Annotated in this window: 15 protein-coding genes; 6 read left to right on the forward strand and 9 right to left on the reverse strand. The window is 73.6% G+C overall.

Annotated features, from left to right (window positions below; translation table 11 throughout):
* Positions 1-79 precede the first annotated feature (79 nt).
* Together ACFQ3T_RS04715 and ACFQ3T_RS04720 are read right to left on the reverse strand one after the other, a co-directional pair.
* Entirely contained in the window at positions 80-1,924 is a 1,845-nt protein-coding gene (locus ACFQ3T_RS04715) for an ABC transporter ATP-binding protein (RefSeq protein ID WP_380720141.1), read from the reverse strand.
* Positions 1,921-3,684, reverse strand: a complete 1,764-nt coding sequence (locus tag ACFQ3T_RS04720; RefSeq protein WP_380720142.1) for an ABC transporter ATP-binding protein — start codon at positions 3,682-3,684, stop codon at positions 1,921-1,923. The genes ACFQ3T_RS04715 and ACFQ3T_RS04720 overlap by 4 nt, the downstream gene beginning before the upstream one ends.
* A gap of 91 nt (positions 3,685-3,775) precedes the next feature.
* Here ACFQ3T_RS04720 and ACFQ3T_RS04725 point away from each other — a divergent pair, with 91 nt between their 5' ends.
* Positions 3,776-4,015 carry a hypothetical protein gene (locus tag ACFQ3T_RS04725; RefSeq protein ID WP_380720145.1) on the forward strand — a complete coding sequence of 80 codons (240 nt, stop codon included), beginning with the start codon at positions 3,776-3,778 and terminating at the stop codon, positions 4,013-4,015.
* Here ACFQ3T_RS04725 and ACFQ3T_RS04730 read toward each other — a convergent pair whose 3' ends face one another.
* From ACFQ3T_RS04730 to ACFQ3T_RS04755, 6 genes are all read right to left on the reverse strand, one after another.
* A complete protein-coding gene (locus ACFQ3T_RS04730) occupies positions 4,016-4,444 on the reverse strand; it encodes a hypothetical protein (RefSeq protein ID WP_380720147.1) in 429 nt (142 codons plus the stop codon).
* Entirely contained in the window at positions 4,437-4,811 is a 375-nt protein-coding gene (locus tag ACFQ3T_RS04735; RefSeq protein ID WP_380720150.1) for a hypothetical protein, read from the reverse strand. Before ACFQ3T_RS04735 ends, ACFQ3T_RS04730 begins: the two co-directional genes overlap by 8 nt.
* Positions 4,812-4,832: 21 nt before the next feature.
* Positions 4,833-5,228, reverse strand: coding sequence for a hypothetical protein (locus tag ACFQ3T_RS04740; protein WP_380720152.1), 396 nt, complete (start codon positions 5,226-5,228; stop codon positions 4,833-4,835).
* A 215-nt stretch (positions 5,229-5,443) separates the two neighbouring features.
* On the reverse strand, positions 5,444-6,361 hold the full coding sequence (sepH, locus tag ACFQ3T_RS04745; protein ID WP_380720154.1) for a septation protein SepH: 918 nt from the start codon (positions 6,359-6,361) through the stop codon (positions 5,444-5,446).
* A 398-nt stretch (positions 6,362-6,759) separates the two neighbouring features.
* Positions 6,760-7,893, reverse strand: coding sequence for a phosphoserine transaminase (gene serC, locus ACFQ3T_RS04750; protein WP_380720156.1), 1,134 nt, complete (start codon positions 7,891-7,893; stop codon positions 6,760-6,762).
* 274 nt (positions 7,894-8,167) lie between these two features.
* On the reverse strand, positions 8,168-9,280 hold the full coding sequence (locus ACFQ3T_RS04755) for a citrate synthase 2 (protein WP_380720158.1): 1,113 nt from the start codon (positions 9,278-9,280) through the stop codon (positions 8,168-8,170).
* Positions 9,281-9,482: 202 nt separating this feature from the next.
* On the opposite strand from ACFQ3T_RS04755, the gene ACFQ3T_RS04760 reads away from it, so the two are divergent.
* From ACFQ3T_RS04760 to ureG, 5 genes are read left to right on the forward strand one after another with little or no spacing between them, the layout of a single operon-like run.
* Positions 9,483-9,785, forward strand: coding sequence for an urease subunit gamma (locus tag ACFQ3T_RS04760; protein WP_380720160.1), 303 nt, complete (start codon positions 9,483-9,485; stop codon positions 9,783-9,785).
* Between the two features lie 23 nt (positions 9,786-9,808).
* On the forward strand, positions 9,809-10,120 hold the full coding sequence (locus ACFQ3T_RS04765) for an urease subunit beta (RefSeq protein ID WP_380720162.1): 312 nt from the start codon (positions 9,809-9,811) through the stop codon (positions 10,118-10,120).
* Positions 10,117-11,814, forward strand: a complete 1,698-nt coding sequence (locus ACFQ3T_RS04770) for an urease subunit alpha (protein ID WP_380720164.1) — start codon at positions 10,117-10,119, stop codon at positions 11,812-11,814. The genes ACFQ3T_RS04765 and ACFQ3T_RS04770 overlap by 4 nt, the downstream gene beginning before the upstream one ends.
* Positions 11,814-12,464 carry an urease accessory protein UreF gene (locus ACFQ3T_RS04775; RefSeq protein ID WP_380720166.1) on the forward strand — a complete coding sequence of 217 codons (651 nt, stop codon included), beginning with the start codon at positions 11,814-11,816 and terminating at the stop codon, positions 12,462-12,464. Before ACFQ3T_RS04770 ends, ACFQ3T_RS04775 begins: the two co-directional genes overlap by 1 nt.
* A gap of 4 nt (positions 12,465-12,468) precedes the next feature.
* Positions 12,469-13,215 carry an urease accessory protein UreG gene (gene ureG / locus ACFQ3T_RS04780; RefSeq protein ID WP_380720176.1) on the forward strand — a complete coding sequence of 249 codons (747 nt, stop codon included), beginning with the start codon at positions 12,469-12,471 and terminating at the stop codon, positions 13,213-13,215.
* Here ureG and ACFQ3T_RS04785 read toward each other — a convergent pair.
* On the reverse strand, positions 13,185-13,639 hold a 455-nt coding region (locus ACFQ3T_RS04785), incomplete at its 5' end, for a DUF4232 domain-containing protein (RefSeq protein WP_380720168.1). The two genes, ureG and ACFQ3T_RS04785, sit on opposite strands and share 31 nt — an antisense overlap.

Genomic DNA, 13,639 nt, shown 5'->3' on the forward strand with positions numbered 1-13,639 from the left:
GGCCGACGACCGACGACCGAAGACCGGCGGCCCCGAACGGAGATCCGAACGGGGGCCGCCGGCCAGCGGGGATCGCCCACTACGCCAACGAGTCGCGCCACGCGGTGTGCAGGGCGGCGAACCGGCCACGTCCGCCGATCAGCTCCTCCGGCGTGCCGTCCTCCACCACCAGGCCGCCGTCCAGCACCAGCACCCGGTCGGCGATCAGCACGGTCGACAGCCGGTGGGCGATGATGAACGCGGTCCGCTCGGCCAGCACGGTCTCCAGCGCGTCCTGCACCGCCCGCTCGGTCGGCACGTCGAGGCTCGACGTGGCCTCGTCCAGCACCAGCACCGCCGGGTCGGCCAGGAACGCCCGCGCGAACGCCACCATCTGCCGCTGCCCGGCCGAGAGCCGCCCGCCGCGCTTGCGCACGTCGGTGTCGTAGCCCTCGGGCAGCGTCCGGACGAACGCGTCCGCGCCGACCGCGCGGGCCGCCGCCTCGACCTCGTCCCGCGTCGCGGACGGCCGGCCGAGCGCGATGTTGTCCAGCACCGACCCGTCGAACAGGAAGTTCTCCTGCGTCACCATGACGACCGCGCGCCGCAGGTCCTCGTCCGCCACGGACCGCAGGTCGACCCCGTCGAGCAGCACCGCCCCCGTCGTCGGGTCGTAGAACCGGGCCACCAGCTTGGCCAGCGTGGACTTGCCCGCGCCGGTCGAGCCGACCAGCGCCACGGTCTGCCCGGCGGGCACGCTCAGGTCGAACGGCGGCAGCACCACCGGTGTCGTGTCCGAGTACCGGAAGCCGACCCGGTCGAAGCGGACCGCGCCGCGCACGTCGCCGAGCGGCGTCGGCTCCTCGGGTTCCCGCACGTCCGGCTCCTCCTCCAGCAGGCCGGAGATCTTCTCCAGCGCCGCCGTCGCGGACGCGTACGCGTTGGCGAACATCGCGAGCTGGTCGAACGGGTCGTAGAACCGGCGCACGTACAGGGTGAACGCGGCCAGCACGCCCAGCTCCAGCTGCCCGTCCGCGACCCGCAGGGCGCCCCACGCGAGGATGATCGCCAACGACAGGTTGCCGATCACCCGGACGAGGGACGTGAACGCGGCCATGACGCCCATCGCGTCGGTGTTGGCGTCCCGGAACCGGCCGTTCAGCTCGCCCATGATCTGCTCGTTGCGGCGCTCCCGGCGGAACGCCTGCACCGCGCGGATGCCGTTCATGGTCTCCACGAACTGCACGATGATCTTCGCGATCGCGCCGCGGGTGTGCCGGTAGGCGCGGCCGGAGCGGCGGCGGAACCAGCGGGTCAGCAGGACCAGCGGCACGAACCCGGACAGCACCACCAGCGCCAGCGGCACGTCGAGGTACAGCAGCACCGCGGAGATGCCGAGCAGCGACAGCATCGACGTGAAGAACCCGTCCAGGCCCTCTTCCAGGAGGTCCTGCAACGAATCGACGTCGCTGGTCAGGCGGGAGATGACCTTGCCGGACGTGTACTTCTCGTGGAACGAGACGGACAGCCGCTGCACGTGCCGGAACACGCGTTCCCGCAGCACCAGCAGCACGTCCTGGCCGATCCGGCCGGTGAGCCGGACGAACGACCAGCGCAGCAGCGTCGCCGAGATCGCCGCCGCCACGTACCCGCCGACGCACCACGCCAGGGTGTCCGGCCGGCCGTCCAGCGCGGCGGGCACCCCGGCGTCGATGGCCGCCGCGATCAGCAGCGGACCGGCCAGGTTGACCAGGTTCTCCGCCACCACGATCACCAGCGCCAGCACCGCGGCCCTGGTGTGGGGCCGCAGCAGCTCGCCGAGCAGCCGCCGCGACCGGGCCTGCAGCTTCACGCCGGTGGCGCGGTCGACGTCCTCGACGTCCTCGGCGGCGACGCCGCGCCACGCCTCCTCGCCGGTCGTCGGCTGCGGTTCGGTGGTCGTCACGCCGCCACCTCCTCGTCGTCCATCGTGGCCAGCAGGTTCCGGTAGTCCTCGTTGTCGGCCAGCAGCTCCGCGTGCGTGCCGGTCGCGGCGATCCGGCCGTCGACGAGCATCGCCACCCGGTCGGCCAGCTGGACGGTGCTGGGCCGGTGCGCGACGACGAGCGCCGTGACGTCCTTCAGCACGCGCCGCAGCGCGGCCTCCACCTCCGCCTCGGTGTGCACGTCGAGCGCCGACAGCGGGTCGTCGAGGACCAGCACCGCCGGGTGCCCGGCGACCGCCCGCGCCAGCGCGAGCCGCTGCCGCTGCCCGCCGGACAGCGACAGGCCCTGCTCGCCGATCCGGGTGTCCAGGCCCCACGGCAGGGCGTTCACGAACTCGTCGGCCCGCGCGACCTTCAACGCCTCGCGGACCCGTTCCTCCCCGACGTCCCGCGCGCCGAGCGCCACGTTCTCGGTGACGCTCGCGGAGAACAGGATCGGCTCCTCGAACGCCGTGCCGACGACCCGGCGCAGCTCGCCGAGGTCGAGTTCGCGCACGTCGACGCCGTCGAGGGTGACGCGGCCGCCGGTGACGTCCGCCAGGCGCGGCACGAGCGCGGTGACGGTGGTCTTGCCCGAGCCGGTCGCGCCGACGAGCGCCACCGTCTCGCCGGGCCGGATGTCCAGGTCGACGCCGCGCAGCACCTCGTGCTCGGCGCCGGGGTGCCGGTAGCGGACGCCCTCGAACCGGACGTGCCCGCGCACCGGCGTGACGGGCGGCCTCGGGTTCGCCGGGTTGGTCACGGTCACCTCGGCGTCGATCACCTCGAAGTACCGCTCCAGCGCGGACGCGGTCGAGTTCGTCTCCGCCAACAACCACCCGATCGAGTCAATCGGCCAGCGCAGGTAAGCACTCACCGTGATGGCCGCGACGAGGGTGCCGACGGTGACCGTGCCGTTCGCGATGCCGATCGAGCCGAACGCCAGCTGGCCCGCGATGCCCAGCTCGGGCAGCACGATCAGCACCGCCCACAGGGCGGCGAAGATCCGCACCTTGGCCAGCTCGGTGTCCCGCAGCTCCCGCGCCTGCCGCAGGAAGCGCCTGGTCAGGTGCGGTCCGCGGCCGAACGCCTTGAGGACCCGGATGCCCAGCACCGACTCCTCGACGACGGTCGTGAGGTCGCCGGACTGGTCCTGCGCCCGGCGCGCGACGACCTTGAACTTGGACTCGAACAGGTAGGACAGCGCCAGCAGCGGCAGGGTGCTCGCCAGCACGATCAGGCCCAGCGCGGGCGACAGCGCGAACAGGACGCCCAGGCCGGTCAGCACGACCAGGGTGTTGACGACCAGGAAGATCACGGCGAAGCCGACGAACCGCCGCACCTGGGTCAGGTCGGTGGTGGCGCGGGACAGCAGCTGCCCCGACTGGTAGCGGTCGTGGAAGGCCACCTGCAGGTCCTGCAGGTGGTGGTACAGCTCGGCCCGCATGCGCGCCTCGACGTCCGACGCCGGCCCGGCGATCAGCTTGCGGCGGGCGTAGAACAGCGCGGCCTCCGCGCAGCCGAGCAGCACGACGACGCCGACGAGCAGCGGCAACGCGCCCAGGTCGCGGTCGGCGATCGGGCCGTCCACGATCCGCTGCGTGATCAGCGGGATGCCGAGACCGCACATCATCGCCAGCATGGTGGCCGCCATGGCCAACCCCACCGGCCCGCGCACGGGTTTCAGGTACGGCCACAGCCTGCGCAGCGTCGCGGCCGTGGAAGTACGTTCTTCAGACACGAGTCCCCCTCCGGTCCACCCTGACGGTACGAAGGTGGACCGACGATCGGCATCCGGTTTTCCCCCGTCCGACCCTGCAAGCTCGACATAGGTGGAGGTCAAGGTGGAGGTGCGGTTCCTGCGGGCCGAGCCGACGATGGCGTTCCCGCGCGGCAGGCTGCTGGCGGTGCGCGGCGGGCGGCTGGAACTGCTCGCGCCGGACGGCTGGGAGGTGGTCGGCGGCGCGCGGCCCGAGGGCGCGCGGCCGATCAGCCGTGCGGAGGCGGCCGGGTGGTGCCGGTTCGAGGGGTTCGACGAGGCGCTGCTGGACGCCGTGCCGCAGCCGGGGTGACTACTTCCGGCGCAGGAGGGTGGGCGCGGTGAGCAGCCCGGCCAGGCCGTAGCTCGCGCCGGCGAGCAGGACCAGCACGGTCCACCTGTCGCCGAGCCCGGAGAACTCCTCGGGCAGCTTGAACCAGTGCGCGAGGCCCAGCAGGATCGGCCCGATCAGCACGATCGGCCACACCGGCCGGACCTTCAGCAGCCACAGCAGCGGCCCCGCCAGCAACGCGCTCACCAGCAGCGCGACCGGCAGCCCGACGACGACGAGCAGGACGAACTCGCCCAGGCTGGTGTCGTTGGCCACCCGGTCGAGCACACCGGCCTGGTAGGCCTGGATCCACGCGAGCAGCAGCGCGGCGCCCACGGCGGCCGACACGACGACGCGCAGGAGCACCTTCAGCGCGAAGCCGCCCGCCGTGCGGCGCGGGGTGTCAGTCACGGGCAGCAGTGTGGCCGACCGGGTGCCGCGCTGTCACCGGCGCGGCCAGCACGAACCCGATGACGCCCGCCCAGACCGACCCGGCGGGCACGGACACCCACACCGTCAGCAGGGTGAGCACGGCGGTGAACGTCACGCCGACCGCCGCGTACCCGAGCGGCCGGTCCTGCCGGGCGGCCCGCAGCACGACCCACGCGACGAGCAGTCCGACGACCAGGCTCACCGGCATCGCGAACAGGCCCATGGCCAGGCAGTCCCAGTCGTCCTTGGAGCAGACGGCCCCGGACGCGATCAGCTCGCGCACGCCCCACCACGTCGCGCCGAGGACGGCGCCCAGCACGGCCCCGACGACCACTCGTCCCAGCATGGCGGCCGAGTACCCGCTTGATCACTCGCGGTAAACCCGCTGGTGCGTGAGCAGCGCTCCGACCAGGAACGACAGCGCGCCCATCGCCGTCAACGACAGGTACCCGGGCACGTCCGGGCCGGTGTAGAGCCGCTTGGTGTCGATCACCGTGACGACCGCGACGACGAGCAGCGCCACCAGGAGCCCGGCCGCGGCGGTGATGCCGGGCCGGTCGACGCGCAGCCGGCGCAGCGCGGCCCACGCCGCCAGCCAGCTCACGAACGGCAGCAGCGGCAGCAGCACCACGGCGATGAACCCGCACCCGTACGAGGTCGGCGTGCACACCTCCTCGGGCACCCGGAAGTACAGCCACCAGCCGAGGCCGACCGCTCCGCCCACGGCCGCCGCCACGCCGTGCCGCCTCGTGCCTCGCCTCATGGCCTCGACCTCTCGTGATCACGCCGCGCGGACGTCGGAGCGGGCGGCCCCGGTTCCCTGTCGACGTGCCCGGGCCGACCCCGGTTCCCCCTCACGCCCGGCGCAGCCGCTCGCCCCTTGCCCGTGCTCCTCGGCGGTCCCGGGTTGGCGGGTCATGAGCACGACCACGCGACAAGGGCCCCCGCTTGCGCGGAGGCCCTTGTCGACAGCCCTGTTCAGCCCCGGTTGGAGCGGACGCCCAGCAGGACGTCCTCCCACGACGGCACGATCGGGTGGTTCTTCTTGCCGCGCTTCGGCGGCGCGTCCTTGCGGGCAGGCGGCTGCTTGCCACCGGCCGCCGGCTGCTGCGGCGCCGGCGCGGGCGGCTCCTCGGCCACGGGCACGGGGACCGGCACGGGCTCCGCCTCCACCACGGGCAGCGGCTCCTGCGCCGGGGGCGGTGGCGGCGGGGTCGGCTCCTCGCGGGCGAGGATCTCCGGCTCCGCCTCCTTCTCCAGCTCCAGCGCCTGCCGGGCCAGCTGCGTCACCGGGCGGACCGTGCGCAGCGTCCGGTTGGGGTTCGGGTCCATGAGCTCCATGGCCCCGTCATCCAACGCGGTCACCGTGCCGCCGTGCGCGCCGGGGTGGAACGCCCAGTGCGCCAGGTTGTCCGACCGGCCCGCGGTCCAGTGCAGCTGGACGACCCACCGGCCGTCCTCGCCGCGCCACGAGTCCCAGCTCACGTCCGCGTAGTCCTGGCCGCGCAGCCCGAAGGAGTGCGCCACGACCTCGCCGAGCGTCTGCACGTCCGGCCCGTCCTCGCGGACGGGGTGGGCGCGCTGCGCGAGCTCCGCCGTGCGGGACCGCTCCAGGAGCACCGGGTACGCGTACCGCTCGACCCGGTGGGCGGGCAGGCCCGCCGCCGCCGCGACCTGCGCGACGGACTCGCCGGCGCGGATGCGCGCCTGGATCTCCCGCGGCCGCATCTGGCTCTCGACCTCGATCTCGATCTGGCCGAGCCGGGTGAGGTCGCCGCGCGCCGCCGCGCGCAGCCGTTCGTCAGCGGGCAGCACGAAGCGCTCGCCGCGATCCGGGTCCTCGAGGATGACGGACTTGCCGTCGTCTTCGAGCCCGATGACTCGCAACGCTCGCATCATGGCCTCCCGGATCACTCACCTCGCCAGGTACTCACGGTAATGCGGCGTGCCGCCTTGACGGGGGAGACGCGCCGTGTTCATCGATATCTTCGTGTGATCTTGCCGTATGTCGGCGGTGTCCGCACGTCCGTTACCGGAAGGTTCACCTCCGCGACCTGCGCGCCGTCCGACGACGGCCGCGCCGTCCGGCCTGACCTGCGCCGACGCGGCGCCGCCGACCGGGCCGCGCCACGGGCCGGGCGGGTCACGGTCAGTGATCATCCGGGTGCTCCCGGCGGCTCCCCGCCGAGGACGGCGAGCGGCGACGCCGGGTGCGGCCTCCCGCAGCGGCGCCCGGAACGGGTGTGGGGCCGCCCCGAGAACGGGACGGCCCCACACCGGTCGACGGACAGAGGTCAGAGCTGGGAGACGACCCAGTCGACGGCCTTGGTCAGCGTGCTCACGTCGGCCGGCTCGACCGCCGGGAACATCGCCACGCGCAGCTGGTTGCGGCCCAGCTTGCGGTACGGCTCGACGTCCACGATCCCGTTGGCGCGCAGCACCTTCGCGACCACCGCGGCGTCCACCGAGTCGTCGAAGTCGATGGTGCCGACGACCTGCGAGCGGTGGGCCGGGTCGGCCACGTACGGCGCCGTGTACGAGGTGGACTCGGCCCACGAGTACAGGCGCGACGACGAGTCGGCGGTGCGCTCGACGGCCCAGGACAGGCCGCCGTTGCCCAAGATCCACTCGATCTGGTTGTTCAGCAGGAACAACGTCGCCAGCGACGGCGTGTTGTACGTCTGGTCCTTGGTGGAGTTGTCCAGCGCCGTGGTGAGCGACAGGAACTCCGGCACCCAGCGGCCCGACGCGCCGATCTCCGCGACGCGCTCCAGCGCGGCGGGCGACATCAGCGCGATCCAGAGCCCGCCGTCGGAGGCGAAGCACTTCTGCGGCGCGAAGTAGTAGACGTCGTAGTCCGCCGCGTCGACCGGCAGGCCGCCCGCGCCGGAGGTGGCGTCGATGGCGACGAGCGCGCCGTCGGAGCCGGCGGGCCGGGAGACGGGCACGGCGACACCGGTCGACGTCTCGTTGTGCGCCCAGCCGACCAGGTCGGCGCCCTCGGCGTAGGTGATCTCGGGCGCGCTGCCCGGGTCGGCCTTGACCACGATCGAGTCACCGAGGAACGGCGCGTCGGACGTGACCTTGGCGAACTTCGACGAGAACTCGCCGTAGGTGAAGTGCTGGGCGCGCTCGCGCACCAGGCCGAACGCGGCGGCGTCCCAGAACGCGGTGGTGCCGCCGTTGCCGAGGACGACCTCGTAGCCCTCGGGGAGGGAGAACAGGTCCCGGAGCCCGGCGCGCACCGAGCCGACCAGGGACTTCACCGGCTTCTGCCGGTGGGAGGTGCCCATCAGCGCGGCGCCCTCGGCCGCGAGGGCCGCCAGGGCCTCGGGACGGACCTTGGAGGGCCCGCACCCGAACCGGCCGTCGGACGGCAGGAGGTCGGAGGGCAGGACCAACGAGGTCGGGTCGGCGGTCTGGGTCATCGCGAAGCCTCCGGTTACGGGGAGGGGGTCGGCACGACCGGCGCCGTTGCCGGGTGCCTCAGTGTTGCAGCCGCGTGGCCGGACAGTGACAACCGGGTGTCGCTGGTCACGTCCGGAGAGCGGACACCGGGGCGGGCGCTGTGGACAGTCCACACCCGACCGTTGGGCCGGGACGGGGAGCGGCGGAGGGCGCGGGCCGTGCCGGCCGAGGCCGACGGCATGGCGGTGACCAGCGGGAACGTCACGTCCACGCTGGTCACCGGGCCGCGGCGGGTCAGGCGATGTGCGCCCAGCCCTCCACCTCGGACGGCTTGCGCGGCTTCGGGCCGACGTACGACGCGGACGGCCGGACGAGCCGGCCGGTGCGCTTCTGCTCCAGGATGTGCGCCGACCACCCGGCGGTCCGGGCGCAGGTGAACATCGCGGGCATCATGTGCGGCGGCACCTGCGCGAAGTCCAGGATCACCGCGGCCCAGAACTCGACGTTCGTCTCGATCGCCCGGTCCGGCCGCCGCTCCCGCAGCTCGGCCAGCGCCGCCTGCTCCAGCGCGTTCGCCGCCTCGTACCGGGTGGCGCCCAGCTCCAGGCACGTCCGCCGCAGCACCCGTGCCCGCGGGTCCTCCGCCCGGTACACCCGGTGGCCGAAGCCCATCAGCCGCTCGCCCCGGTCGAGGACGCCCTTCACGAACCCGCGCGCGTCGCCGGTCCGCTCGACCTCCTCGATCATCGGCAGCACCCGGGCGGGCGCGCCGCCGTGCAGCGGGCCGGACATGGCCCCGATCGCGCCCGACATGGCCGCCGCGACGTCCGCGCCCGTGGAGGCGATGACGCGCGCGGTGAACGTGGACGCGTTCAGGCCGTGCTCGGCGGCCGACACCCAGTACGCGTCGAGCGCCTTGACGTGCGCCGGGTCGGGCTCGCCGCGCCAGCGGGTCAGGAACCGCTCGGTGATGGTGGTGCACTCGTCGATGCGCCGCTGCGGCACGGCGGGCCGCCCGATGCCCCGCGCGGACTGCGCCGCGTACGACAGGGCCATGACGGACGCCCGCGCCAGTTGCTCGCGCGCCTGCTCGTCGGTGATGTCCAGCAGCGGCTGGTAGCCCCAGATCGGCGCGACCATGGCCAGCGCCGCCTGCACGTCCACCCGCACGTCACCGGTGTGCACGGGGATGGGGAACGGCTCGGCGGGCGGCAGCCCGGCGCCGAAGCGGCCGTCCACCAGCAACGCCCACACGTTGCCGAACGTGACCTGGCCCGCCAGGTCCTCGATGTCCACGCCGCGGTAGCGCAGCGCGCCACCGTCGCGATCCGGTTCGGCGATCTCGGTGCGGAAGGCCACCACGCCCTCGAGACCCGGCCGGAAACCGTCGTCGTCGGTCTGCACCACGCTGTGCGCTCCTTCTCGGCGAAAGTAAAGAGTTGAAGAAACCTTGCTCCCCCGGACCCGCGCCGGCAATCACGGCCACGCGTGTCGTCGGTCACGATCAAGGAACCGATTCAGACCCGGCCGGGGCCACGGCCTTGTGACGGCTCGTTAAGGCCGTGTTTCGGCTCGGGGTTCGCGGCGTTTCCCGTGGTAGACCACCGACATGCACCTGACGCCGCACGAGCGGGACAAGTTGCTGGTCCACGTGGCGGCCGACGTCGCGCGCAGGCGGCTGGACCGCGGCGTCACCCTGAACTACCCCGAGGCGGTCGCCCTGATCACCGACCACGTGCTCGAAGGCGCGCGGGACGGCCGTTCGGTCAGCGAGCTGATGGACAGCGGCCGGCGCGTCCTCTCGCGCGCCCAGGTCCTCGACGGCGTGCCGGAGATGATCGAGTCCGTGCAGGTGGAGGCCACGTTCCCGGACGGCACCAAGCTCGTGACCGTGCACGACCCGATCGTGTGAAGCCCGAGGCAGAGGAGCGGCCGATGCGCCCTGGCGAGATCATCACCGGCGACGAGCCGGTCGAGCTGAACCCCGGACGGCCGCGCACCACGCTGGTCGTGGTCAACGCCGCCGACCGCCCGGTGCAGGTCGGGTCGCACTACCACTTCGCCGCGGTCAACCCGGGGCTGGAGTTCGACCGCGAGGCCGCGTGGGGCAAGCGGCTGGACGTCCCCGCGGGCACGGCGGTGCGGTTCGAACCGGGGGTCGAGCGCGAGGTCACCCTGGTCCCGCTGGCCGGCGCGCGCCGCGTGCCGGGCCTGCGGCCGGAGTGGGCGGGAGACCTGGACCGGTGACGCGCGTCAGCCGCCGCCGGTACGCCGAGCTGCTCGGCCCCACCACGGGCGACCGCATCCGGCTCGCCGACACCGACCTGCTGATCGAGGTCACCGAGGACCGCAGCCGCGGCGCGGGCGCGGGCGACGAGGTGATCTTCGGCGGCGGCAAGGTCGTCCGCGAGTCGATGGGCCAGGGCGTGGCGACCCGCGCCGAGGGCGCGCCGGACCTCGTCGTCACGGGCGCGGTCGTGCTCGACCACTGGGGCGTGGTGAAGGCGGACGTCGGCGTGCGCGACGGCCGGATCGTCGGCATCGGCAAGGCGGGCAACCCCGACACCATGGACGGCGTGGACCCGGCGCTCGTCATCGGCCCCGGCACGGAGGTGGTGAGCGGCAACGGCAAGATCCTCACCGCCGGCGGCATCGACTGCCACGTCCACTTCATCTGCCCGCAGATCGTGGACACGGCGATCGCGTCCGGCCTGACCACGCTGATCGGTGGCGGCACCGGTCCGGCCGAGGGCACGAAGGCCACCACGGTCACGCCCGGCTCGTGGAACCTGGGCCGGATGCTCGCGTCGATGGACCACATGCCGGTGAACGTGCTGCTGCTCGGCAAGGGCAACACCACCCGCGAGGACGCGTTGCGGGAGCAGCTGCGCGGCGGCGCGGGCGGGTTCAAGCTGCACGAGGACTGGGGCACCACGCCCGCCGCGGTCGACGCGTGCCTGCGGGTCGCCGACGAGTCCGGCGTGCAGGTCGCGATCCACACCGACACGTTGAACGAGGCCGGCTTCCTCGAGTCCACATTGGACGCCATCGCCGGGCGGTCGATCAACGCCTACCACTCGGAGGGCGCGGGCGGCGGCCACGCGCCGGACATCATCCAGGTGGTGTCCGAGCCGAACGTGCTGCCGTCCTCGACCAACCCGACCCGCCCGCACACCGTCAACACGCTCGAAGAGCACCTCGACATGCTGATGGTGTGCCACCACCTCAACCCGTCGGTGCCGGAGGACTTGGCGTTCGCCGAGAGCCGCATCCGGCCGACCACGATCGCCGCCGAGGACATCCTCCACGACCTGGGCGCCATCTCCATGATCAGCTCCGACTCGCAGGCGATGGGACGGGTCGGCGAGGTGATCATCCGGACCTGGCAGACCGCGCACGTGATGCAGCGCGTCCGCGGCGAGCTGCCGGACAACCTGCGCGCCCGCCGGTACGTGGCCAAGTACACGATCAACCCGGCCATCGCGCACGGCATCGACCACGAGGTGGGGTCGGTGGAGGTCGGCAAGCTCGCCGACCTGGTGCTGTGGGAGCCGAAGTTCTTCGGCGTGCGGCCGGCGCTCGTGCTGAAGGGCGGGTTCATCGCGCACGCCGCGATGGGTGACGCGAACGCGTCCATCCCCACCCCGCAGCCCGTGTTCGCGCGGCCCATGTTCGGCGCGCACTCGGCGGCGCGGAGCAGCGTGCACTTCGTGTCGCGGCAGGCGGTCGACGCGGACCTGGCGGACGTGCTGCGGCTGGCGCGGCCGCTGGTGCCGGTCGGCGACACGCGGGGCGTCACCAAGGCCGACATGGTCCTCAACGACGCCATGCCGCACGTCAGGGTGGACCCGGACAGCTTCGCCGTGCGCATCGACGGCGAGCTGGTCGAACCGCGGCCGGTGGCGGAGCTGCCGATGGCCCAGCGCTACTTCCTGTTCTGATGAACCTCGCGGCGCTGATGCTCGCGGACTCCCGCTTCCCCGGCGGCGGTCACGCGCACTCGGGCGGGCTGGAGGAGGCCGTCGCCCGCCGGCTCGTCACGGACGAGGCCGGGCTGCGGTCGTTCCTGGTCGGCAGGCTGCGCACGGCGGGCGCGCTGGGCGCGGTGTTCGCGTCGGCCGCCACCCGCGGCCGGTACGCGGAGCTGGACGTCGAGCTGGACGCCCGCACGCCGTCGCCCGCGCAGCGCAACGCCTCCCGCGTGCAGGGGCGCGGCATCGCGCGGGCGGCCCGGCTGGCGTGGCCGTCGCCCGCGTTGGCGGAGCTGCTGCGCGTGACGCCGAGACCGCACCACCCGGTGATCGTCGGCACGCTCGTGGGTGACCCGTTCGAGGCCGCGCAGACCGTGGCGTACCACGCGGTGACGGGCCCGGCGACCGGCGCGATCCGGCTCCTCGGCCTCGACCCGTTCGGCGTGAACGCCGTCCTGGCCCGGCTCGCGCCCGAGATCGACGCCGTCGCCGCCGCGGCCGCCGACCACGCCGACACCCCGCCCGAAGACCTGCCCGCCCCCGGCGCGCCGGGCCTCGACCTGCTGGCCGAGTCGCACGACCGCCGCCACCGAGAAGAGGTGCGTCTCTTTGTCAGCTGACCACGTGCACCCGGTGAACTTCGACCCCACCGACCCAGGTCACGACCCCCACGATCCCTACGACCACGACCACGACCACGACCACGACCACGACCACGGGCCCGGCCACGGGCGCCCGCACGCCCACCGCGCCGTCCGCCTCGGCATCGGCGGACCGGTCGGCAGCGGCAAGACCGCGCTGACGGCCGCGCTGTGCCGGGCGCTGCGCGATCCCGCCGGCGGCGGCGTCAACCTCGCCGTCGTCACCAACGACATCTACACCACCGAGGACGCCGACTTCCTGCGCGCCGCCGGGGTGCTCGACGTCGACCGGATCGAGGCCGTGCAGACGGGCGCGTGCCCGCACACCGCGATCCGCGACGACATCACGGCCAACCTCGACGCGGTGGAGCTGCTGGAGCACCGCGTCGACGGGCTGGAGTTGGTGATCATCGAGAGCGGCGGCGACAACCTGACCGCCGTGTTCAGCCGCGGGCTGGTGGACCGGCAGATCTTCGTGGTGGACGTGGCGGGCGGCGACAAGGTGCCGCGCAAGGGCGGCCCCGGCGTGACGACCGCCGACCTGCTCGTGATCAACAAGACGGACCTCGCGCCCCTGGTGGGCGCCGACCTCGGTGTCATGACGGCCGACGCCCACCGGATGCGCGGCGGGCTGCCGGTGATCAGCCAGTCCCTAGTGGACACACCGGACGCCCCCGCGGTGGCCGAGTGGGTCCGCGCTCAGCTCCGCACGCTCGCGGCGGTCAGGTGATTCCCGAACGGGCTGACGTCGCCCGCGCAGCCGTGCTGGTCCGCCAGCGGCAGGTACAGCGGCACGGTCTCGTCCGGCGGGTACACCCGGATGCCCCACACGGGCGTCTTGCGGCACGCGTCCGGGTCGAAGTTGTCGACCTGGGCGAACCCGACGTCCGACGTGGCCGTGGCGCCGTGCGGCAGGGTCAGCAGCGGGCCGCGGTCGCCGGACCGCACGGCGGCGGCGCCGACCTGGTCGCCGTTGGCGTCCACATAGGACACTCCGGGGAAGCCGCGCAGCACGCACCGGTACGGGCTCCGGTTGGTGAGGACGACCTCCCGGTACGTCGTGCCCGCCGCGCCGCCGACGGCGCCGAACCGGACGTCGAGGTCGGCCGACCGGCACGTGGCGACCGCCTGCGCCGCCCGCCCGGCAGCCGCCC

Origin of the sequence: Saccharothrix hoggarensis, from assembly GCF_042678885.1 — a bacterium.
Taxonomy (GTDB): Bacteria; Actinomycetota; Actinomycetes; order Mycobacteriales; family Pseudonocardiaceae; genus Actinosynnema; species Actinosynnema hoggarensis.